24 protein-coding genes and 1 pseudogene are annotated in these 20,530 nt (G+C 39.5%); 10 read left to right on the top strand and 15 right to left on the bottom strand.

Annotated elements, in window-relative coordinates:
• Nucleotides 1-914 precede the first annotated feature (914 nt).
• From NSTC745_RS12810 to NSTC745_RS12780, 7 genes are all read left to right on the top strand, one after another.
• Nucleotides 915-1,334, top strand: coding sequence for a hypothetical protein (locus NSTC745_RS12810; RefSeq protein WP_445637472.1), 420 nt, complete (start codon nt 915-917; stop codon nt 1,332-1,334).
• Between the two features lie 83 nt (nt 1,335-1,417).
• A complete protein-coding gene (locus NSTC745_RS12805) occupies nt 1,418-1,684 on the top strand; it encodes a hypothetical protein (protein ID WP_445637471.1) in 267 nt (88 codons plus the stop codon).
• A 2-nt stretch (nt 1,685-1,686) separates the two neighbouring features.
• Nucleotides 1,687-1,998 carry a hypothetical protein gene (locus NSTC745_RS12800; RefSeq protein WP_445637470.1) on the top strand — a complete coding sequence of 104 codons (312 nt, stop codon included), beginning with the start codon at nt 1,687-1,689 and terminating at the stop codon, nt 1,996-1,998.
• A 520-nt stretch (nt 1,999-2,518) separates the two neighbouring features.
• Complete coding sequence (locus tag NSTC745_RS12795; RefSeq protein ID WP_445638591.1) at nt 2,519-2,854, top strand: hypothetical protein; 336 nt, start codon at nt 2,519-2,521, stop codon at nt 2,852-2,854.
• A 121-nt stretch (nt 2,855-2,975) separates the two neighbouring features.
• Nucleotides 2,976-3,983 (top strand): LLM class flavin-dependent oxidoreductase, encoded by a 1,008-nt coding sequence (locus NSTC745_RS12790; RefSeq protein WP_445637469.1) that lies wholly within the window; start codon nt 2,976-2,978, stop codon nt 3,981-3,983.
• Nucleotides 3,973-4,347, top strand: coding sequence for a hypothetical protein (locus tag NSTC745_RS12785; protein WP_445637468.1), 375 nt, complete (start codon nt 3,973-3,975; stop codon nt 4,345-4,347). The genes NSTC745_RS12790 and NSTC745_RS12785 overlap by 11 nt, the downstream gene beginning before the upstream one ends.
• Nucleotides 4,348-4,497: 150 nt before the next feature.
• Nucleotides 4,498-4,749, top strand: coding sequence for a hypothetical protein (locus tag NSTC745_RS12780; RefSeq protein WP_445637467.1), 252 nt, complete (start codon nt 4,498-4,500; stop codon nt 4,747-4,749).
• A 64-nt stretch (nt 4,750-4,813) separates the two neighbouring features.
• Here the strand turns inward: NSTC745_RS12780 and hypB are convergent, their stop codons facing one another.
• From hypB to NSTC745_RS12720, 12 genes are all read right to left on the bottom strand, one after another.
• Nucleotides 4,814-5,656 carry a hydrogenase nickel incorporation protein HypB gene (gene hypB, locus NSTC745_RS12775; protein WP_445637466.1) on the bottom strand — a complete coding sequence of 281 codons (843 nt, stop codon included), beginning with the start codon at nt 5,654-5,656 and terminating at the stop codon, nt 4,814-4,816.
• A complete protein-coding gene (gene hypA / locus NSTC745_RS12770) occupies nt 5,647-5,988 on the bottom strand; it encodes a hydrogenase maturation nickel metallochaperone HypA (protein ID WP_445637465.1) in 342 nt (113 codons plus the stop codon). The genes hypB and hypA overlap by 10 nt, the downstream gene beginning before the upstream one ends.
• Nucleotides 5,989-6,007: 19 nt before the next feature.
• Nucleotides 6,008-7,054, bottom strand: coding sequence for a hydrogenase expression/formation protein HypE (gene hypE, locus NSTC745_RS12765; RefSeq protein WP_445637464.1), 1,047 nt, complete (start codon nt 7,052-7,054; stop codon nt 6,008-6,010).
• Nucleotides 7,055-7,123: 69 nt separating this feature from the next.
• Nucleotides 7,124-7,372: a tautomerase family protein gene (locus tag NSTC745_RS12760; protein WP_445638590.1), complete on the bottom strand. Its 249-nt coding sequence runs from the start codon at nt 7,370-7,372 to the stop codon at nt 7,124-7,126.
• Complete coding sequence (gene hypD, locus NSTC745_RS12755; protein ID WP_445637463.1) at nt 7,369-8,553, bottom strand: hydrogenase formation protein HypD; 1,185 nt, start codon at nt 8,551-8,553, stop codon at nt 7,369-7,371. Before hypD ends, NSTC745_RS12760 begins: the two co-directional genes overlap by 4 nt.
• A 124-nt stretch (nt 8,554-8,677) precedes the next feature.
• A complete protein-coding gene (locus NSTC745_RS12750; protein ID WP_445637462.1) occupies nt 8,678-8,938 on the bottom strand; it encodes a HypC/HybG/HupF family hydrogenase formation chaperone in 261 nt (86 codons plus the stop codon).
• Nucleotides 8,939-8,972: 34 nt separating this feature from the next.
• A complete protein-coding gene (gene hypF / locus NSTC745_RS12745; RefSeq protein ID WP_445637461.1) occupies nt 8,973-11,348 on the bottom strand; it encodes a carbamoyltransferase HypF in 2,376 nt (791 codons plus the stop codon).
• On the bottom strand, nt 11,338-12,552 hold the full coding sequence (locus NSTC745_RS12740; RefSeq protein WP_445637460.1) for a hypothetical protein: 1,215 nt from the start codon (nt 12,550-12,552) through the stop codon (nt 11,338-11,340). Before NSTC745_RS12740 ends, hypF begins: the two co-directional genes overlap by 11 nt.
• Before the next feature lie 245 nt (nt 12,553-12,797).
• Complete coding sequence (locus NSTC745_RS12735) at nt 12,798-13,646, bottom strand: NifU family protein (RefSeq protein WP_445637459.1); 849 nt, start codon at nt 13,644-13,646, stop codon at nt 12,798-12,800.
• Between the two features lie 92 nt (nt 13,647-13,738).
• Complete coding sequence (locus NSTC745_RS12730) at nt 13,739-13,963, bottom strand: hypothetical protein (protein WP_445637458.1); 225 nt, start codon at nt 13,961-13,963, stop codon at nt 13,739-13,741.
• Nucleotides 13,964-13,971: 8 nt separating this feature from the next.
• Nucleotides 13,972-14,238, bottom strand: coding sequence for a hypothetical protein (locus tag NSTC745_RS12725; protein ID WP_445637457.1), 267 nt, complete (start codon nt 14,236-14,238; stop codon nt 13,972-13,974).
• Between the two features lie 199 nt (nt 14,239-14,437).
• Nucleotides 14,438-15,406: a hypothetical protein gene (locus NSTC745_RS12720; RefSeq protein ID WP_445637456.1), complete on the bottom strand. Its 969-nt coding sequence runs from the start codon at nt 15,404-15,406 to the stop codon at nt 14,438-14,440.
• Between the two features lie 830 nt (nt 15,407-16,236).
• Between NSTC745_RS12720 and NSTC745_RS12715 the strand changes: the two genes are divergently transcribed.
• Entirely contained in the window at nt 16,237-17,199 is a 963-nt protein-coding gene (locus tag NSTC745_RS12715) for a hydrogenase (protein ID WP_445637455.1), read from the top strand.
• A gap of 122 nt (nt 17,200-17,321) precedes the next feature.
• Complete coding sequence (locus tag NSTC745_RS12710; RefSeq protein WP_445637454.1) at nt 17,322-18,917, top strand: nickel-dependent hydrogenase large subunit; 1,596 nt, start codon at nt 17,322-17,324, stop codon at nt 18,915-18,917.
• A gap of 94 nt (nt 18,918-19,011) precedes the next feature.
• On the opposite strand, the gene NSTC745_RS12705 is transcribed toward NSTC745_RS12710, so the two are convergent.
• Both NSTC745_RS12705 and NSTC745_RS12700 read right to left on the bottom strand, forming a co-directional pair.
• Nucleotides 19,012-19,284, bottom strand: coding sequence for a hypothetical protein (locus NSTC745_RS12705; protein WP_445637453.1), 273 nt, complete (start codon nt 19,282-19,284; stop codon nt 19,012-19,014).
• A 19-nt stretch (nt 19,285-19,303) separates the two neighbouring features.
• Entirely contained in the window at nt 19,304-19,591 is a 288-nt protein-coding gene (locus NSTC745_RS12700) for a DUF433 domain-containing protein (RefSeq protein ID WP_445637452.1), read from the bottom strand.
• 145 nt (nt 19,592-19,736) lie between these two features.
• Here NSTC745_RS12700 and NSTC745_RS12695 point away from each other — a divergent pair.
• A pseudogene (locus NSTC745_RS12695) lies at nt 19,737-19,949 on the top strand (type II toxin-antitoxin system Phd/YefM family antitoxin).
• Here the strand turns inward: NSTC745_RS12695 and NSTC745_RS12690 are convergent.
• On the bottom strand, nt 19,939-20,508 hold the full coding sequence (locus NSTC745_RS12690) for a GNAT family N-acetyltransferase (protein ID WP_445637451.1): 570 nt from the start codon (nt 20,506-20,508) through the stop codon (nt 19,939-19,941). The pseudogene NSTC745_RS12695 and the gene NSTC745_RS12690 overlap by 11 nt on opposite strands.
• Between the last annotated feature and the right edge of the window lie 22 nt (nt 20,509-20,530).

Raw genomic sequence — 20,530 nt, 5'->3', positions numbered from 1 at the left:
TTCAACCCCTAAAATCCTAAATCTTAGTCCAAAGTATCTATTTATAACAATAAGCTTTTGTGTATTGGTTTTGTAGTTAAGCGCAAATGATTGCACATCCTATGTATTTTAACTAAAACACAAAATATATAAGTTTTAGAAGAACTTTTCCGAGATGTTTTCCAAGAATAACCAAGATGTTAGTCGCCATCATTCAATTTGTGATGAAAATATGAATTAATCTGCGAAAATTTAATTGTCTTTTCTATTTATTGAGTCTATCCTTATCAAAAGACATTGATATTTAGTTTTGAGTACAGATTTTGTCCTGCTAAAACTTCATAAAAATAGCCTTCAATCCTTGTCTAGATTGCTTTGAGGTTGAGTACTCCCCACACCAGAACCCCACCTCGAAAATACTAGAACCCCATCTAAAAAACACTAGCACCTATACCCCAATGAATTTTTAAAATACTTATCAGGCAATAATTACAGGCGTTGAGTACTACTTTAATGAATTTAATAATCTTAACGGGGCTGGGGTAAACTGTTTTCTGGAGAGGTGGCTGATATAAATCGTATAGGATTTACGCAGAGATTCCCCTCTACCCCCCAACATTCCTAAGCGAAAGCTTAGCGAACTAGGGGGGACTTCTTAATCTCTCTTTTGATAGGATGAAACCACATTCTAAGATAGAAGGGCGTTATTCCTAAGTAAAGATTCCTATTAGTTGTGAAAAGTTTGGTATTTTGTCAATGTTAATGGTCAGCGTTAATTAGAGAAAAAACTGACAATTAATAATTATAAAATTACCTTCTACACATATTTTAGCATCAGAACTGTTTAAAAAGTAGAAATATATAGATAGCTACTTTAAGTAAACAGCAAAAGATATTTTCTTACTAGGTGCATACTACCTGGCAAGGGAGACAAGATGAAAGCCAAATTTTTAAATGTTCTTACAGTTTGCGTAGTTACCTTAGCGGTGCTTTCTCCAGAGCTAGTAGTATTTGGCATTATTTGGGAGCGACATATTGAGTTATTAGAATCACAGAATTTCGCCTGTGAAGTTAGCAAAGCTGGTGTGGCGATCGCTGCAACTCCCCAGACAGAAAATATACCATTACCTCAGACTAATATACAAACCTCTGAGCCAAATCTGGTTAATAAAATGCTAATTTTTACTGAGCAATATAAACTTGGCACAATCCTACAATGGTTCTTCTTGTTAACCCCGATTTGTGTTGGGGTAGGTATTATCTTTTACGACAGATATCTCGTTTATCGTGCTGCTGTTTTAAAAGAACAAGTTGAAATGTTAGAAAGGCTGTGGCAGCAAAGTATTGAACAGTAAGCTAGGCATTATTAGACTTATTTAGAGATTTTAAACTCTCTGGATACGCTTCAAATTTGTTCCTTAAAATCCAGAAACTCATCATGACAGAACAACGCCAGCACTTGTATTTTAACCTAATTGATGAACTGCTAAAATGCCCTAACGGTCAGGAACCAGAAGTTTTAGAAGCTCAACCAGAATTAATTGATTCTGGTTTAGTAGAAACAATGTTACAAGTAGCAACTATGTTCGCCCATGAAGGCAACCAAGATGGTGCGAAATTTTTATTTTTTGTAGCCCGCGAACTAGCAAAACAACTGGGTTTATATCCTGAAGTTCCCAATTCTGAAGTTGCTAATAAGGAGTAAAAATGCTATTGACTTCAACTGATGCCGGACAAATAGCTTTAGAGCTACTCATGGCAGATTGGAACATTTCAGAAGAAAATAGAGAGTGGTTTACAATCTTTAACTCTCGGTTAATTGGCGAGAGTTGGTACATTGTAGAACTAGGCGTAGAAGGATTTCCCGATCGCTGGTTTATTCAAGTGTATGACAACGGAGTTTGCGATCCAAACTATACATTTATCTCACCGATTGATGGCTCTGAAGGATTTACAGACTTAGCAAATCTGCCGGATATTGTTGCTGAAGTTTTAGTTTGCGAACGCAATGCCCGGTGAAAAGGCAGGGGAGCAGTGTTTCGACTACGCTCAACAACCGGAGCAGGGGAGCAGAGGAGAAAAATCAGGCCGCTTGCGGGTGGGGCTTCAACCAACAAAGCAGGTAAGCTTCATGAGCTATCGCCCGCTTAGATGTAAGGTTTTGAAGCATTACTTCTCAATCAAAAGAATTAAAAATTAATAATCAGAATTCAGAATTCAAGAATCAGAATCAAAATGAGGTGTACCACATCGGGTATACCTTTTTTTGTATATCAAATAGCCAAATTTAAAATTGCCCCGTACAAAAATTTAATCTTTGAAACTGATATTGTTTACTTTGCCTTTTTTGAAATCTGGCACAAGATTGTAATTGGATTATTACTAGGGAATGTATAGCGAAAATGACTTTATTACTAGAGAAGCAAATTGTCATCTTTAATATTTTATTTCAGTTAAATAAAGTAAATTGTCATATTTAATTGACAAGATTATGTTATATTAAATTAGAGTGACCGACGCTACAGAAATATCAGTTGAAATGATTGCTGAAGACATCTTAGCTAAAGAATTCACAAGAGTCGTCAACCACTACTATCCCAAAGCTGGGGAATTACTAGACGGGTGTTATGTGAAAGTCATTACCTGTTTTTGGGGACGACCTGCAAGACGCTTGCAATATATAGGAATTTATTGCTCTGATGAAATGATCCCTTACGTGCAAGCTCAAAAAGAAATACTGCGAGAAGTAGCAGACAATATGGGTCTAGTGCAAGTAGTTTGCATAAATGCCAAGCGATTATTACGCGACCCAATGTCGAAACTCAAAGAAAATAATCCACGCCTATGGTTGGAGTTGCAGTGGGTTGCTACTTAGTAGTTTGTCAATGAAAGATTGGCGCTTTGAGAAGAACAGGGATTTTAAATCTACCAAAGTTGTCTTGACACACTACTAAATAGCCAGCACACACGGTGGGTAAAAAGTATCAACGCAAGTAATGAAAACTGGAATTTTCTGCAATTACGAAAATCATCACCAAGATGCTCGTCGCGCCATTTTTGAGCAAGTAACGCTGATAAAACAGGCAGAAAGCTTAGATTTTGAAGAAGCCTGGGTGAGCGAACATCACTTTAGTGAATCCAATCTTAGCCCATCCATGTTAGTGTTAATGGCACACTTGGCAGGATTGACTTCAACTATTAAATTAGGCACTGCGGCGGTGTTATTGCCATTTTATAACCCGATTCGGGTAGCAGAAGACATCGCCACTTTGGATAATTTGTGCAATGGACGATTATTATTTGGAGTTGCTAAAGGAGGGCCTTTCCCTCTACAAAACAAGCATTTTGCAACGCCAATGAGCGAATCGCGTGGCAAAATGTTAGAGGCGATGGCATTGATTGAGAAGCTTTTATATGAAACTAACGTATCATTTAACGGGCAATATTATCAATGCGATCGCCTAACAATTTACCCCAAACCATTGCAACAAAAAATTCCCGTCTATGTTGCTACTGGTGGTGATGATGGTATCGAGTTTGCCGCCAAACATTCCTTTAGTTTGATGGGTGGCCCGCCGTTCTCTCTACAGAGATTGAAGAGTACCATTACCAAATATCAAGAGTTAAATGCTAGTGGTACAGAAAACTTTGTGCTGGCACGCTTCTTTTACGTTGGCAAAACTAACGATGAGGCAGTGAGTGAAGCGTTACCTTTCATTCGCAAATTCAGCCAAAAAATGAAAGCTAATTCGGCCGAAGTAATGCAAAATAGTGCGAATCCCGGCCACAAACCATTCGATCGCACAAATATTTGTTTCGATGAAGATTATTTGATTGAGAACTCAATTATCGGTGATGTGGAGACTTGTCGAGACAAAATCAAGAAATTTCAGGACGAATTAAACTTAGGTACGCTAGCACTCAAACCCTCATCTTTAGATCTGCAAAAAAACCTAGAGAGTTTGACGCGCTACAACCAAGAGGTGCGAAATTATGTCTTCTAAATTACACCTGCTACCTCCCGATGATTTACCTCCAACTGAGGTGACAAGAGAGGATGGAATGTTGCAGATGGAGTTAGAACAGTCTACAGGCAGATGCTTTTTTTTAGCCTGCGATCGCATTACGCGAGTACTGTTATCTAATTGTCAGTGGTATCTGACAACAAATGCCAACATTCTCACATTAATTATTGATTGCCCCGACTTAGTATCTTACTGGCATATTGTCAGCAATATTCCCCAGTTAGGTAATCGCTTAGAGAGATTTTCTACTAACGCCAAAATTCGCATTTATCCACCATTTGGTAAAGGAACGCCCTTTGAAATTGGCGTCAATGAAATCTCTGCTTATCGAGATTGGCTTTAGGTCAATAAACATCATATTGTCTCACACCTGTACTCTTGGAGTGCAGGTTTTTGTCATTTTAAAATAATTATTTACTTTGATATTTCGGCTTTTTCAAGTTATCAAATTTCTTTGTGCGTCTACTTTCTTCAGGAAATTATGAGGTGGGATATGACTATGTTGCGTGAGTCACCTTGGTATCAAGAAATTTTACGTGAAGGAGAAGCGCGTGGAGAAGAACGCGGACGACGAGAGGAATTATATTTCGGTATTGAATTAGCACTGGAAATTAAATTTGGGAATACTGGCTTAGATTTAATGCCAATGATTTACCAAATTGCAGATTTACAGCGATTAAAAGAGATTCAGCAGGCTATAAAAACGATGAATACAGTTGAAGAATTACAGCGAATTTGTGAGTGAATTGCTAATGAAAAAGGGGTGGCGGCTATTTTTGTAATTTCACCAAAAGCGCGTATCATCACATTCACGCCGTAATTACTGCTGACATATTTGTTATCTTTTCAGTTAGCCATTTATACCAACTATCTAATCCTATCCCAGTATTTGCAGAAACCTCAAAAATCTGAATTTTAGGATTAACTTGCTTCGCATATTCTATGCACTTTTGCACATCAAATTGCACGTAAGGTAGCAAATCAATTTTAGTCAAAACCATGATGTCACTAGCACGGAACATGTGGGGGTATTTTATCGGTTTATCTTCACCTTCCGTGACAGAGAGAATTACTACTTTAGAAAATTCTCCTAAATCAAATAACGCTGGACAAACCAAATTTCCCACATTTTCAATCATCACAACTGAATTCAATGGCGGATTTAATTGTTGTAAACCCCTGTCTATCATCGATGCGTCTAAATGACAGCCTGTTCCGGTGTTAATTTGGATGACTTTACAACCTGTTTCTTGAATTTTTTTAGCGTCATTAGTAGTTTCTTGGTCGCCTTCAATGACGCTAATAAGTACCTGATGCTTTAAATCATTGATAGTGCGAGTTAAAAGAGTTGTTTTCCCTGCACCAGGAGAACTCATTAAATTTAAAGCTAGAATATTGCGACCTTTAAACCATCCGCGATTTTGGGCTGCAATTAAATTATTTTTGGCTAATATATCCTGTTCTAATGATATAGTTGTGCCATGTATTTTGGCATGAACTTGAGATGCTTCTGTGTGAGTATCGTGGCTGTGGGAGTGAGTAATTACAGTGCCATCAGCTAAAGTATGAGTGTGGGTATGTTCATCTTCACTTACTTCTAAATTTGTAATTTTGGTTTCGCCATCATCAGAACAACCGCAGGTTACACACATAATTCCTCTATTTCGATTTCTTTAATTTTGAGTTCTTCACCAGATATTAAATGTAATTCCACGCTACCGCAATTACAGATACCAAATGGTTTATCTAGATAAATCTCTGCACCGCATTGCTGACATCGCGCTATACCAGGAATTTCTAAAATTTCTAACGTCGCCCCTTCTAAAACTGTACCTTGAGTGCAAATATCAAAACAAAACCGAATAGCATCGGGCATAATAGCTGAAAGTTTGCCAATTTCTAAGGAAACTCGTTGTACTTTTGCACCGTTGGCGTGTTCGGCTACAATTGCTACGATATTTTGGGTAATTCCTAATTCATGCATATAAAAAGTATCTTAAATACTAACAAATTCTTGGCAATTGGTCGCCTACTAACATATCAACAATACGTTCAGCACCAAAAATTGTTTTTAACAACACAATACCTGGAGGTGAAGTTATTACTTCCCCAATAATACAAGCATCTTTTCCTGCGGGATGAGATTTCATCGCTGATAAGATAGATTCGGCATATTTTCTTTTAGCTACTACAACTAACTTACCTTCGTTAGCTAAATAAAACGGATCTAAACCCAAAATTTCGCAAAAGCCTTTCACCTCTTCACGCACTGGAATAAATTCTTCGTCGAGACGAATTCCCACATGGGAAGTAACAGCAAATTCATTTAAAACTGTTGCTAAACCTCCACGTGTCACATCGCGCATTGCATGAACTTGGGGACAAATATTGAGGATAGTTTGTACTAAATCATGCAACGCCTGACAGTCACTTTCAATATTAGTTTCTAAAGCTAATTCTCCACGGGCAATTAAAATTGCTGCCCCATGATTTCCTAATTCACCATTAATAATTACAGCATCCCCAGGTTGAATATTGTGGGCAGAAATATTGATTCCTTGCGAAATGATACCAATACCAGCAGTATTAATAAATAGTTTATCGGCAGCACCGCGATGTACAACTTTTGTGTCGCCGGTGACAATTTGAACGCCAGCTTTTGTTGCGGCTGCTTTCATACTGGTTGCAACGCGTCGCAATGTTTCTACTGGTAATCCTTCTTCTAAAATAACGCTACAAGTTAGATATAAGGGTTTAGCGCCGCTGACAGCTAAATCATTAATTGTGCCGTTGATGGCTAATTCTCCGATATCGCTACCGGGAAAAAATAAAGGATCTACAGTATATGAATCTGTGGTGAAAGCGAGTCTGTCTCCTTGTTGTAAAAGTGGGGTTAAGTTGAAGGTTGCTTGGTCTTCTAATTGGGAGAGAATGGGGTTATTAAAGTTATTAACAAAGATGTCGTCAATTAAATCGCGCATGGCTTTACCACCGCTACCATGTGCAAGGGTTATGTGAGTGTCTTGTATTTTATGGTGACGGAAGTGCATTATTGTAGGTGTTTTTTTAGGAGAATATCACGCAGAGACGCAGAGGTGCAGAGAGAATATTGAGGAGTTTTATCTGCCTTTTTCTTCGTGTCTACCACTATGTTTGTCGGAATGTAGTTGACCTCCGACTGCCCAATTTTCACGTTCAAATTCATCGATGTGAATGGTTATCGATTCTGGTTTGGAGTTTAAGGTGGCGACAAGGGCATCAGTGATGGCTTTCACTAGTTGGCGCTTTTTTTCGATGGAGTGTCCTTTGGCAATTTGGACTGTAATAAATGGCATTTCAGTTACTCTCGAATGGTATTTTGGGACTATTCTAATGAGAAACCACAGGCGGGAAGAGGTTCTTGGGTTATGGTTACTTTTGGTTTTTCAGCTATTACTTTTTTAGCCATCGTGGAGAGTCGTCCATATTTGTAATAAGCTGCACAAGCACCTTCAGAAGATACCATACAAGTGCCAATTGGTGTTTCGGGTGTACAAGCTGTACCAAATACTTTACATTCCCAAGGTTTTAATACTCCTTTGAGAATTTCTCCACATTTACATGCTTTATGGTCGGCTACTTTCAGGTTAGGAATGGTAAATTTAAGTTCGGCATCAAATTTAGCATATTCAGGTTGAATCTTTAATCCTGAATAAGGAATATCGCCCAAGCCACGCCACTCGAAAGTATCTCGTACAGCAAACACTTTATTGATGGCTTCTAGTGATACTTTATTCCCGGCTTTTTGGACAATTCGATTATATTGGTTTTCAACTTGGCAACGATTTTCTACTAGCTGTTGCAACAGCATCCAAATTGATTGGAGAATATCTATAGGTTCAAATCCTGAAACAACAATTGGTTTATAATATTGTTGGGAAATAAATTCATAAGGGTCAGTACCAATTACCATGCTGACATGACCAGGCCCAACAAATCCATCGAGTTGTAAATCGGGATTATCTAATAATGCTTGGAGGGCGGGAATTACAAGAACGTGATTGCAAAACATACTGAAGTTAGGAATTCCTTCAGCTGCGGCTTGCAAAATGGTGAAGGCGGTACTGGGGGCTGTGGTTTCAAAGCCTAAGGCGAAGAAAACTACTTCTTTGTCGGGGTTATCTTTGGCAATTTGCAAGCTATCTAAGGGAGAGTACACCATACGGATGTCTGCGCCTTGTGCCCTGGCTTGAAGTAAACTTGTTTTAGAACCAGGAACTCGCATGGCGTCGCCAAATGTGGTGAAGATGACGTTAGGATTTTGAGAGATAGCGATCGCATCATCTAATCTCCCCTTTGGCATAACGCATACTGGACAACCAGGCCCGTGAATTAATTCAATGCGATCGGGTAAAATTTCTTCAAGACCATATTTAAATATAGAGTGAGTATGCCCACCGCATACTTCCATAATTTTCAGAGGTTTTTCTAATTCCTCGCACAATTTCCCAATTTCTCGACGTAACGCTTCAGCCTTTTCTCTTTCGCGGAATTCATCAACATATTTCATAGGAATAGAACCATAGTTTTTTGAAACGAAATACAAAGAAGGTAAAAGATTATTAGACTTATTGTCAAAATTCTCTCTTTCCTCTCTGCGCCTCCGCGCCTCTGCGTGAGAAAAATTCTTCTCCTCAATTACTAATCTCCACCTGCGCTGCTGCTAACTCTTCCAATAACTTTAATGTTTCTGCTGCTTCTTCCTCATTAATTCGATTCATTGCAAAGCCAACATGCACTAATACCCAATCTCCAATACAAGCTTCAGGCGGATGTTCCTCATCAACAATGCAAGCAATATTGACTTCGCGCTTAACACCACCAACATTAACAATAGCTAACTTATGATTAACGTTGGTAATTTCAATAATTTGACCGGGAATTCCTAAACACATTTTTATCTTCTTTCAGCCTTTGCGTGAATTAAGTTTATCTTCTTAATTGTGCAGCTGTAATAACTGCTTGCCCCAAAGATAACCCGCCATCATTAGCTGGAACTAAGCTGTGAGTCAATACTTTTATTCCCAACGTTTCTAATGATTTCCTAACTAGCTCTAACAATACACAATTTTGAAATACTCCTCCTGTTAAAACAACATGATGAATTACATTCTCTTGACAAAGAAGCTTAGTCATTTCCAAAATTGTATTAGCTAAACCTTTGTGAAATTTACCAGCTATAACTGCTTTAGGAATTTGTTGCTGCAAGTCATGGAGTAAAGCTTGCCACATTGGACGCGGGTCTATACAATAAATACTATCTAAAAAGCTAAATTCAAAAGGATATATTAGCATTTCTTTATCATTATTTAAGCTGTTAACATTGACTAAAGCTTCCATTGCGATCGCTGCTTGTCCTTCATAGCTACATTCATCTCTATAAATACCGATAGCCGCCGCCACCGCATCGAATAACCTCCCCACCGAAGAAGCTGGAAGAGAGTTAATTCTTTTATCAATCAGTTGCTTAAGTAGCTTGATTGGCTTATTATTTAGAAATTGAACTATTTCTAAATCAGCATATTTTTCTTGACAATCATCCCAAAGATTAGCAACTATTAATTGGGCATAAGTATTACGCCAAGGCTGATATATTGCTTGTTCGCCGCCAATCATCGCTACTGGTTTAAATGTTGCTAGGCGCTGAAATTTTCGGTAATCAGCTAAAAGAAATTCTCCACCCCACAGATTACCATCTTCCCCATAACCCAAACCATCTAAAGCAATACCTAATACTGGAGGCGAATCTAGAGGAATATTATTTTCCGCCATACAAGCAGCAATGTGCGCGTGATGATGTTGAATTTGGTTAATTTTAAGTTTATTTCTATCTGCAAATTCTTTACCAATTTTGCTTGAAAGATATTCAGGATGTTTATCAATTGCAATTATTTCTGGTTCGTGTTCAAATAAATTTAAGTATAAATTTAAAGTTTCTTGATAACTATGAAAAACCCCACCATTTTCTAAGTCTCCCAGATGTTGCGAAAGAATTGCTTCTTTTCCTCGTAACAAACAAAAGGTATTTTTTAACTCACTTCCCATTGCTAAAATCGACGGTACATTCTCAAATCCTGGCGGTAAACTAATCGCTGCTGGTGCGTATCCTCTAGCACGCCGAATTGTTTGAACTTTCTCGCCAACAACCTGCACCACCGAATCATCTACTCGATTAATAATGTCGCGATTATGAAGGATAAAATAATCAGCTATTGCCCCTAATTTTTCCCTAGCTTCATCATTATCAATACATTGTGGTTCATCGCTAATATTCCCACTAGTTAAAACAATTGGACGATTCATTCGCCGCAAAATTAAATGATGTAATGGCGTATAAGGTAGCATAAAACCAAGACTATTTTGCCCCGGTGCAACCGAAACCGCAATCTTAAAATTCACAGAAGATTTATTCTCAGTTTCTATTCCCAGTCCCCTTTTCTGCAATAAAACAATCGATGCAGCAGGACTTGTTAATAATTCTTTCTCCTTACTATTTACATTACAATACCGTTCAATTACTTCAATATCACGTGCCATTAAAGCAAAGGGTTTATGATAGCGTCTTTTGCGATATCGCAATTTTTCTACAGCAATTTCTTGAGTTGCATCGCAAGCTAAATGAAAACCACCTAAACCTTTAATTGCAACAATTTCACCTCTTTGCAATAGCGTACAAACCGCATCAACATCATCTAACATCGAAAACATAGAAGCAGTAACCGCTTTCCCATCAGCACGTTCTAACCAAGCTGAAGCACCGCAAGCATGACAAGCTACAGGTTGGGCGTGAAAACGGCGATTTTCGACATCGTGGTATTCCTTTGCACATTCGGAACACATGACAAACGCAGACATACTGGTATTGCATCTGTCATAAGGAATGGCACGAATAATACTCAACCGAGGGCCGCAATGAGTACAGTTAGTAAAAGGGTAACGGTAAAAGCGGCTAAAAGGGTCGAAAATTTCTTTTTGACATTGCGGACAAGTCGCTGCATCAGGGGCAATTTCTGTTTTAATTGCACTATTGACGCTAGTAGAAATCACAAAATTATCAAAGTTAAATTCGCCTTTGTAAGGAGTTCTGATTAATTCAGTAATTTTTGCCAACGGTGGGCATTCTCTTTGTAATTTAGTAACAAATTCTGTTATTGCTTCTTCGCTACCAGATACGCGAATTAAAACACCTCCGCCATCATTACAAACATCTCCACTCAAACCGCAAACTTTAGCAATACGATATACAGTAGGACGAAATCCTACTCCTTGAACAGTACCGCGAACTCTAATTTCTTCAGCCACCATAATTAAACTGCCACAGCAAAATTCGATTATTTCCAGAATCAGCTATTACTGCCGTTTTGCCACAAAATTTTATGCCGTAACACCAATTTAAACTATCTCGTTTTGGCAATCCAAAATCACGATTTTCACTTTTACTTTGAAAATTATTTTGTCCGGCAATGGCATCTGCCGTTGTATCTTGCAGTGATAGAATTGACTCTGGCTTTCTCCATCCTAACAACCGAGAATTTGCAGTATCCGCAACTACTAACCACTCCCCTGCCACACCCACACCATAAGGCATACTCAAGCTACTAGCACTAGGATAATAAACCCCTTGATTCATTTCCACTGAATTAAAGTTTTTCTGCCCTAAAACCACTGCACAAGGAGTATTATTTTCTGTCGGTATTCCTTGCCAAATCATAACGCGATTATTGCCGGCATCGCTGGCAACTAAATTTTCTCCCCAAAAATTAATATCGTGACACCAACGCATACTCGCTGCGGTTGGAGAACCACCGCCGTTTTCATTGCGAGATATCATATCTGGCTGTCCCAAAACTATATCGGCAGGTTGACCGTTTTCTGTCGGTAACTGATGCCAAATTAATACTCTGCGATTTCCTGTATCAGCAACAAATAGGCGTCCTTGATGATAGAAAACACCGTAAGGCCAGTGCATTGTATTGGCAGATGCTTGTTGAGTTCCTCTATTTGGTTCGTTATCGATAAAATTAACTTGCCCTAATACTAAATCTGCCGGTACATTACTATGTTCTGGTAAATTTTTCCAAATCAAAACTCGATGATTCCAAGCATCTGCTACAGCTAAACCTTCGACACAACTACAAATTCCAGTTGGTACGTTTAAAGTAGTTCTTCCAATTGTACCTTTAGCATTTTGTCCTTCATGATAAAAGTCAGGTTGCCCAATTACCCAATCAGCTGCTTGACTATCTTTAGTAGGTAAATTCCGCCATCCCAATAATCTATGATGTCCTGTATCTGACACCCACAATATGCCATTTGAGAACAAACAAGCACCACGAGGCCCAAACATTGTAGTCGGGCTGGGTGCTACAGGTATCACTAATTGTTCTCTTTGAATAATATTGCCTAAAATTACCTCTGCCCCCTGAGATGAAAAAGGTAACTTTTGAGGAGTTGCTATTGTTTCTGGCGGTAATGGTGGTGTCGGATGAATTGTAATTGGGATATCCATGAAGCGCAAATAGAGGCTGATAAATATTTAAAAACATTAATGTTTAACAGCATGTAACAACAGTAACATTTTGATATTTCTGAGATAAAATAATCAACAAACTTATTGCTAAATTTTTTCTTTGCCTCCTCTTCTCTGCGCGACGCCACTTGCTACCCTACGGGAACGCCAAGGGCGAACAAGTCGGGGAACCCGCCCAACGCAGTGGCTCCTCTGCGTGAAACAAAAAATATAGTCGATAAATTTTACCCAGCTTTTTGCAGTTTCACAAAAACCTTATCACCCTTAATGTTGACTGGATATGACTGAAGCGAAATATCAAGTACAGTCAAACATTTACCTGTGTCTAAATTATACTCAAATCCGTGATAAGGGCAAGTAATAATACCATTTTCAACCTTACCACCTTCTAAAGGATTTCCTAGATGAGCGCAAGCATTACGATAACATTTCAACGTAACACCTTGGCGATATAAAATTAGCGAAGTACCAGCAAGTTGTACTGCTAACACACCCAATTCGGGAACTTGTTCGAGAGTTGCTACTTTTACCCAACTAGAAGTTAACTGCGAAGAAAATGGACTGATGAAATTAGAATTAGCAGTTTTAACAGTATCATGATTGACAGCGACAACTTTCGTAATTTCAGGACAATGATTTTTGATTGCTTGTTCTATTCCTTGAGATAAAGTTAAAGTAGAAGCCGGACAACTGCTGCAAGTTCCTATTAACTTAACTTCTACTGTATCCGGTGGTTTAATTGCCACTAATTCTACATCTCCGTTATGGCTTTTTAAGCCTGGGCGAACTTCTTCAAGGGCAGATTGAATGCGCTGTTCTAGTGATGGTTTTGGCGGTTTAACTAATTCGTGATAAAGCAATACAGCGTATACTACTTCATCACTAACAGCATGACGCAAAGCTGGCATTGATTCTTCTTTTAGGCTTTTAATGAAATTCGTCAATGCTGCTTTGTGCAAAGCTTCAATTGCTCTTTTCAAGCCTACTGCTACACACCTTTGGCTTTCATCCCACTCGGATATAATTGCCTCAAAGCGGTTAATTTCCTGAACTAATTCTTCAAGGTTAGACATAGAATGTGGGGCATAGGGCATGGGGCATTGGGCATTGGTCATCGGTTATTTAGAACTTTTTAATGGCCAATGACTAATGACAAATATACAACTCACTTCGTTTTGAAATCTTTAAGCAGAAATGGCATAATCATTCCTGTCACTAAGCTAGATAACGTTATTGGTAAGCAGAAAGGTATTTGTGCTTGTGCAAATAACACAAGTAGTAGCGAACCTACAGCACTAGCAATAGTAATTTGCTGAACAAAATATATAGGGTCGCGCAGTAGCTTTCCTTTAAAAAATAATTTAGCAGAATACCAGCCGAGTTGTAACATATTTCCTCCTAATAACTAGTTAAGAAATTGAGTATGGCTAGACCTATAATAATGGCAGGAATTACGCCAGCAGGAGCAAATAAAGCACCAAGCATTGCAGAAAACTGATAGCCTATGTCTTTACCTGCTAATAGCATCCCGCCAATAGCGCCGCCAATCATAGATAAAACTGTTGCTGTAATTAGCCAGACAAATTCTGTTGCGAGGTTGAGTTCGCCTGCTGCTAAATTTGTGAGAAAATCTCCTGTAGTAATGGTTAGCAATATATCTTGCATTCTTTATTTTCCTCCTGGCTTGAGTTGGGTGGTTGAAGAGTTAGGAGTTAAGTTAGATAAAAAATTCTGGAGTTACTGAGTATGAAGATGATTTATTTCACGCAGAGGCGCAGAGTCGCAGAGAGTAAGAGTTGAGGAGAGTTAGTTTTTAAATTTTATATTCAAATTCAGCAACGGCAAAATTCATAACTCATAACTTCTAACTATTAATTTCTAATTGCACATCTTGTAATGCTTTGGCTACTATTTCAGCTTGTTCTATTTGCTGATGGTTGGTAAATATTTCTAAAGCTTGCTGATAGTATGCACGTGCTTGTAATAGGTTATTAGAATTACCTGCTTCTGGTTTTTCTGGGTCGTCGGGTAAGTTGAATAAGGCGTTAGCTTTGTTGGAAATTGTGTTAGCGTACTCTAGGGGCGTATCTTTGGAATTACGCACTTTTAGGGCTTCGTCATAAGCCGCGATCGCTTTTAAGTTATTCTCCACAGGATGAGAACTCACTAAATATTGCAAAGCGTTACCCAAATTATTTTGCAACATCGCATATTCTCTGGGATGGTCAATGAGATTAATATGCTTTAGTGCCGTCTCAAATGATTGCACTGCTAACCCTTGACGCAAATATTCCCGTTCCGATGCTAAGGGCATGGAAAGATAAGCGATCGCAATATTATTGTATAAAATAGCATATTCTTGTGGGTAATCCTGCCAAGTAAATACCCGCAAAGCTTCATGATACGCTTGGATACTATCAGTTATCCGCGCTAAATTATACGGCACAAGTGACTGTAACACTAGCCCAAAATTCATCTGTGCTTCCGCCAATTCTTCTGGCGAAGCTAATTGTTGTAAAATCGGTATCGCTTCTTCATAACCGACTTTCGCTTGTACTAGCAGTTGCGTGCTAACATCCGGTATTGCCTGTAACGTTCCTGCCATCCCCACTTGCGCCCTGGCTTTCAGTAGGGGATACTCCTCACCACACATCTCATAAGCCCGGTAATATAGGCTAACTGCATTCCGCAAATCTTGGGCTGTTTTGGGCTTTTTTTGAAAGCCTTGGGCGATTTCAATCAGCATTTGAATTTTTTCATCTGCTGAAGCTGACTCTAAAGTAATAGCCGCGATCGCAGCCTTCACCGCTGAATCTGTAATGCTAGGGGTCATAACTCTGCCATACTCTAGCCAACTGGAATTTGAGTTTCCTGACACCCACAAATGATTAAGACACACTTTGGCGTCTCATCACGGGCCATACTGATTTACGCAGGCTTCGAGTCCTTTTGGCGGAATTCCCCTTTAGGAACTGGTGACTGGGGACTAGGAAGATAAGGGAGATCGAAAGACGCGGGGAATAACCAATACCCCATGCCCAATTCCCAATCCCTAAAATATAAAACATTCTATTTCTCAAATTCTAGGGGGGAATTGCCAATATTAATGTCAGCTTTAAACACCTGAATATTTTCAAAATATCTTTTGTATCATTGCTATACACAATCAAAATATTCTTTATAGAATTGTTGACATACATATATGCCGTCTGTTTATATGCAACTTTTTTGACAATCTATTCAGAAGTCAGGAGGCAGAAGGTTTTATTAATAAGGGGATTGGTGACCCCTCCTCATTCACATTCTTATTTCAAATTAGTAGCAATTTTATTTTTAGGATTTTTTTATTTGTTAATGATTTTACATAAATTAAAAAAATAATCGTTTAAATTACTTTGATGGAATCTCTGCCAATGTTAATAATTAATTCTTTTTTAATAAAAGAGAGTTGAATCAAAAAATACCTTATGTTGAAAAATAAATATAGAGAAACAAGTGACACTCTACAAGCTTGACCGTCTACATTATGCACAATCCACAGTGCTGAGTAGGAAGTAGAGAGTGGGTAATATCGGGGAAATGAGGAAGTAGGGGAAGAACTTCGTAACTTCTGACTTAGGACTTAGCACTGAGTCTGGTAAACAATAGAAAAACATATAGCCGATGACTAACGTACTGTGGCTACAAGGTGGTGCTTGTTCCGGTAACACCATGTCATTTCTCAACGCCGAAGAACCGACAGTCTGCGATTTAATTGCCGACTTTGGCATCAAGGTACTTTGGCATCCATCCTTGGGATTGGAACTAGGCGACAACTTACAAACACTGCTGCGGGATTGCATTTCTGAGACAATTCCGCTAGATATTTTGGTGTTTGAAGGTAGTGTTGTCAACGCTCCCAACGGCACTGGGGAATGGAATCGCTTTGCCGATCGCCCCATGAAAGATTGGTTAACAGACCTCGCCAAAGCAGCCAAATTTATCGTCGCTGTGGGAGACTGTGCCACCTGGGGAGGAATTCCCGCCATGTCGCCCAACCCCAGCGAATCGGAAGGGTTACAATTTCTCAAGCGTCAAGAAGGCGGCTTTTTAGGCAAAGATTTCGTCTCCCAAGCCGGATTACCTGTAATTAACATTCCTGGATGTCCCGCACATCCCGATTGGATTACGCAGATATTAGTGGCGATCGCTACTGGACGCATAGCAGACATCGCCCTCGATGAACTGCATCGTCCGCAAACGTTCTTCAACACCTATACCCAAACAGGTTGTACTCGTAACGTCCACTTTGCCTACAAAGCATCAACCGCCGAATTCGGTCAGCGTAAAGGATGCCTGTTTTATGACTTGGGTTGTCGCGGTCCCATGACCCATTCCTCCTGCAACCGCATCCTATGGAATCGCGTCTCCTCCAAAACCCGCGCCGGGATGCCTTGTTTGGGTTGCACCGAACCAGAATTTCCCTTCTTTGACCTCAAACCAGGAACCGTATTTAAAACCCAAACAGTTATGGGGGTTCCTAAAGAATTACCGCCAGGAGTCAACAAAAAAGACTACGCCATACTCACAATGGTGGCAAAAGACGCAGCACCACCTTGGGCAGAAGAAGACTTTTTTACAGTTTAGTCATTCGTCCTTTGTCATTTGTCCTTTGTCCTTTGTGAAAAACCAATGACCAATGACCAATGACTAATGACCAATGACCAATGACCAAAGACTAATGACCAATGACCAAGGACAAATGACTAATGACAATTCAAACATTAGATATATCGCCCGTTGGTAGAGTTGAAGGCGATTTAGATGTCCGAGTTGATATCGAACACGGAAGAGTAGTCAACGCCTGGACTCATGCGGAATTATTTCGCGGATTTGAAATTATCTTACGCGGTAAAGACCCCCAAGCCGGATTAATTGTCACGCCTCGAATTTGCGGAATTTGCGGTGGTTCTCACTTAACTTCGGCATCATGGGCTTTAGATACAGCTTGGGAAACAGAAGTTCCCCGCAATGCAATTTTGGCAAGAAATCTCGGTCAAATTGTCGAAACAATCCAAAGTATTCCCCGTTATTTTTATGGATTGTTTGCCATTGATTTGACTAATAAAAAATACCGCAATAGTCGCTTTTATGACGAAGCTACCAGACGCTTTGCCGCCTTCACTGGTAAATCTTACGAATTAGGCGTGACAATTTCTGCCAAACCTGTAGAAATTTATGCGCTATTGGGCGGTCAATGGCCTCACAGCAGTTATATGGTGCCTGGTGGCGTGATGTGCGCCCCCACCCTCACGGATATTACCCGCGCTTGGGCGATTCTGGAATATTTCCGCACCAATTGGTTAGAACCAGTTTGGTTGGGTTGTTCTTTAGAACGTTACGAACAAATCCAAAGTTATGATGACTTTTTGGACTGGTTGGATGAAAACCGCAATCATCGAGAGTCTGACTTGGGTTTTTATTGGCGCATGGGTTTGGACATCGGTTTAGATAGATATGGCGCTGGCGTTGGTAAATATGTCACTTGGGGATATTTAGCCCATGAGGATAAATACCAAAAGCCGACCATTGAAGGACGAAACGCAGCAATGATTATGAAAAGTGGAGTTTATGACAGCTTCACTGATACTCACGTCTTAATGGATCAGTCCTTTACCCGCGAGAATACAACTCACTCCTGGTACGATGAAGGGACTGCGGATATTCATCCTGGCGATCGCAATACTAAACCCATTGCCAATAATACCAAAGACTTCGATAACGCCTATTCCTGGGCAAGTGCCGTCCTGCACAAAGATTTCGGGCGTTTAGAAGCTGGCCCCTTAGCGCGGCAATTAGTTGCAGGTGGCAAACACGGCGAATCTTGGCAACACTACGACCCCTTCATCCTCGATGTCTTCAAGCAGATGAAGGGCCCTAGTATTCATGTACGTCAGTTAGCACGACTTCACGAAATTGTCAAGTTATATCGTCAAGCCGAACATTGCTTGCGCGAATTTAAATTAAACGACCCTTGGTATATCAAACCCAAAGAAAAAGATGGCAAGGGTTGGGGTGCAACGGAAGCAGCGCGGGGTTCTTTGTGCCACTGGGTGGAAATAGAAGGCGGTAAGATTAAGAATTACCAAGTGATTGCGCCTGGTACTTGGAATATCGGCCCTCGTGACGGCCAAGGAAAGCGCGGCCCCATTGAAGAAGCTTTAATTGGCACACCCATTTACGATTCTAGCGATCCGGTGGAAGTTGGTCATGTGGCGCGATCGTTTGATTCTTGTTTGGTGTGTACTGTTCACGCCCATGATGCGAAGACGGGTGAGGAGTTGGCACGTTTTCGGACTGCTTAATTTAATTATCAGGTGCGTTAGTCGTAGGGCAACGCACCGAAGTTTTTGTAGTTTGGAGTTTCCCAAGCAGCTATTTTGAGTCTGCTTGCTCAATTCACACAACATAAGACATAAAATACACCTGTCGTTGCCAAATAGCTCCATTGAAGTGAAACAATAAATAGTACCCACACACAGGGTAAGCAATGTGAACAAGCCCATAATCGCATGATTCACTAAATCCAACCCGTGATAAGGTAAAAATTCCACGAGCTTTTTGAAATTCCTGTGGTTCAAGCTCTGAGACAAAGCGATATCCATTTTCAACTTGAAATCGCTTCTCTAAACGCCACTCACGCGTATTTTTCACTTCATAATCTTCAATCATGCCCTTGTTTCTTAAACAGTCATACTGACTGAACCATTTCATTAGCCAGTTGTTCGTAGCTTGACTTTTCAGCAATGAGATAATCTTCAATCTCTTCCTGATTTGCATGGTAATAAGTTAAAGCTGCATAAACTTGTGCAAGAGTCAAATTACCCATCCGTTCAACAATTTCTTCCGCATTCATTCCCGTCTTATACCAAGCTGCAACTCGTTGAACAGATACTCTAGTTCCAGCAATTCGAGGACGACTACCAAGAGTTCCAGGTGTGCGAACAATTAGTGTGCCAATGTCAGTAATAGTTTGCATAAGCTTAACTCACTTTTACCCTCATCATTGCATATTCTACTGGTTGCTGCTTGTGCTGCCTATGCCTTTCCCAGACCATTTACTTATAGATAGATTTTCAAATAGCAATTATATTAAACTTAGTTTACCAGCTTAGTTTAATTTTATGAAAACCGTAAATATTCATCAAGCTAAAAACAACCTTTCAAACCTTCTGTCACGCGTAGAATTTGGAGAATAAATCATTATTTCCAAGCGAGGCGTTCCCATTGTTAAGTTGGTTTCATTTCGCTGCTCATCAAATCGGCTCAACAGTTTAGGACAGGATAAAGGGCGTTTTATAGTGCCAGATAATTTTAATGCTCCTTTTAGTTTATAAGTGGTTTTTCAATCTTGAAAAATACTAAAGGATTGCCATTTATAATTTTTTCATCTACCTCGATCGTGCCAATTATTTCTACTAATTTTTGTGACTCTAAGTTTGGGCGATCGCAGCTTGCTACAAGATATTTATAGTTAAGTTCATCAAAAGAATATTCTAATATCTTCGTTGCCGCTTCGGTAGCATAGCCTTGTTTGGTGGCTTTAGGCAGCAAAGCATAAACTAATTGAGGCTGTTGTTCATCAAAAAAAGTCCACAAACCAACAAATCCAATAATTTCTTGCTCATTTTTAGTCTCAATAAACCAAAGACCATATCTTTTTTCTTCAAAATTATTTTGGCTCTCTCTCACCATTTCTTCAACCTGTTCCAATGGAAGAATTTTGTCATCGCACAGATACCTTCTGACGTATGAGTCGATGAAAATAGCGTGTAGTGTGTTCAGTCCATTCTGCAAAATTGGTTTTAACAAAAGCCTTTGAGTTTCAAGTATTAAAGTCATTAGTTTAGACCTCACTGCGGCTCCAGAATTTTTGAGAACAGGAATATTACTCATAGTCTACTGAACTACAATCTGT

Source organism: Nostoc sp. DSM 114161 (assembly GCF_052692665.1).
This window is presented reverse-complemented; position numbering and strand designations above follow the sequence as displayed.

Excerpts from the sequence above, each read along its gene's own strand:
- NSTC745_RS12810 (WP_445637472.1), top strand. The coding sequence starts at position 915 with ATGAAAGCCAAATTTTTAAATGTTCTTACAGTTTGCGTAGTTACCTTA.
- NSTC745_RS12805 (WP_445637471.1), top strand. The coding sequence starts at position 1,418 with ATGACAGAACAACGCCAGCACTTGTATTTTAACCTAATTGATGAACTG.
- NSTC745_RS12800 (WP_445637470.1), top strand. The coding sequence starts at position 1,687 with ATGCTATTGACTTCAACTGATGCCGGACAAATAGCTTTAGAGCTACTC.
- NSTC745_RS12795 (WP_445638591.1), top strand. The coding sequence starts at position 2,519 with ATGATTGCTGAAGACATCTTAGCTAAAGAATTCACAAGAGTCGTCAAC.
- NSTC745_RS12790 (WP_445637469.1), top strand. The coding sequence starts at position 2,976 with ATGAAAACTGGAATTTTCTGCAATTACGAAAATCATCACCAAGATGCT.
- NSTC745_RS12785 (WP_445637468.1), top strand. The coding sequence starts at position 3,973 with ATGTCTTCTAAATTACACCTGCTACCTCCCGATGATTTACCTCCAACT.
- NSTC745_RS12780 (WP_445637467.1), top strand. The coding sequence starts at position 4,498 with ATGACTATGTTGCGTGAGTCACCTTGGTATCAAGAAATTTTACGTGAA.
- hypB (WP_445637466.1), bottom strand. The coding sequence starts at position 5,656 with ATGTGTGTAACCTGCGGTTGTTCTGATGATGGCGAAACCAAAATTACA.
- hypA (WP_445637465.1), bottom strand. The coding sequence starts at position 5,988 with ATGCATGAATTAGGAATTACCCAAAATATCGTAGCAATTGTAGCCGAA.
- hypE (WP_445637464.1), bottom strand. The coding sequence starts at position 7,054 with ATGCACTTCCGTCACCATAAAATACAAGACACTCACATAACCCTTGCA.
- hypD (WP_445637463.1), bottom strand. The coding sequence starts at position 8,553 with ATGAAATATGTTGATGAATTCCGCGAAAGAGAAAAGGCTGAAGCGTTA.
- NSTC745_RS12750 (WP_445637462.1), bottom strand. The coding sequence starts at position 8,938 with ATGTGTTTAGGAATTCCCGGTCAAATTATTGAAATTACCAACGTTAAT.
- hypF (WP_445637461.1), bottom strand. The coding sequence starts at position 11,348 with ATGGTGGCTGAAGAAATTAGAGTTCGCGGTACTGTTCAAGGAGTAGGA.
- NSTC745_RS12740 (WP_445637460.1), bottom strand. The coding sequence starts at position 12,552 with ATGGATATCCCAATTACAATTCATCCGACACCACCATTACCGCCAGAA.
- NSTC745_RS12735 (WP_445637459.1), bottom strand. The coding sequence starts at position 13,646 with ATGTCTAACCTTGAAGAATTAGTTCAGGAAATTAACCGCTTTGAGGCA.
- NSTC745_RS12730 (WP_445637458.1), bottom strand. The coding sequence starts at position 13,963 with ATGTTACAACTCGGCTGGTATTCTGCTAAATTATTTTTTAAAGGAAAG.
- NSTC745_RS12725 (WP_445637457.1), bottom strand. The coding sequence starts at position 14,238 with ATGCAAGATATATTGCTAACCATTACTACAGGAGATTTTCTCACAAAT.
- NSTC745_RS12720 (WP_445637456.1), bottom strand. The coding sequence starts at position 15,406 with ATGACCCCTAGCATTACAGATTCAGCGGTGAAGGCTGCGATCGCGGCT.
- NSTC745_RS12715 (WP_445637455.1), top strand. The coding sequence starts at position 16,237 with ATGACTAACGTACTGTGGCTACAAGGTGGTGCTTGTTCCGGTAACACC.
- NSTC745_RS12710 (WP_445637454.1), top strand. The coding sequence starts at position 17,322 with ATGACAATTCAAACATTAGATATATCGCCCGTTGGTAGAGTTGAAGGC.
- NSTC745_RS12705 (WP_445637453.1), bottom strand. The coding sequence starts at position 19,284 with ATGATTGAAGATTATGAAGTGAAAAATACGCGTGAGTGGCGTTTAGAG.
- NSTC745_RS12700 (WP_445637452.1), bottom strand. The coding sequence starts at position 19,591 with ATGCAAACTATTACTGACATTGGCACACTAATTGTTCGCACACCTGGA.
- NSTC745_RS12690 (WP_445637451.1), bottom strand. The coding sequence starts at position 20,508 with ATGAGTAATATTCCTGTTCTCAAAAATTCTGGAGCCGCAGTGAGGTCT.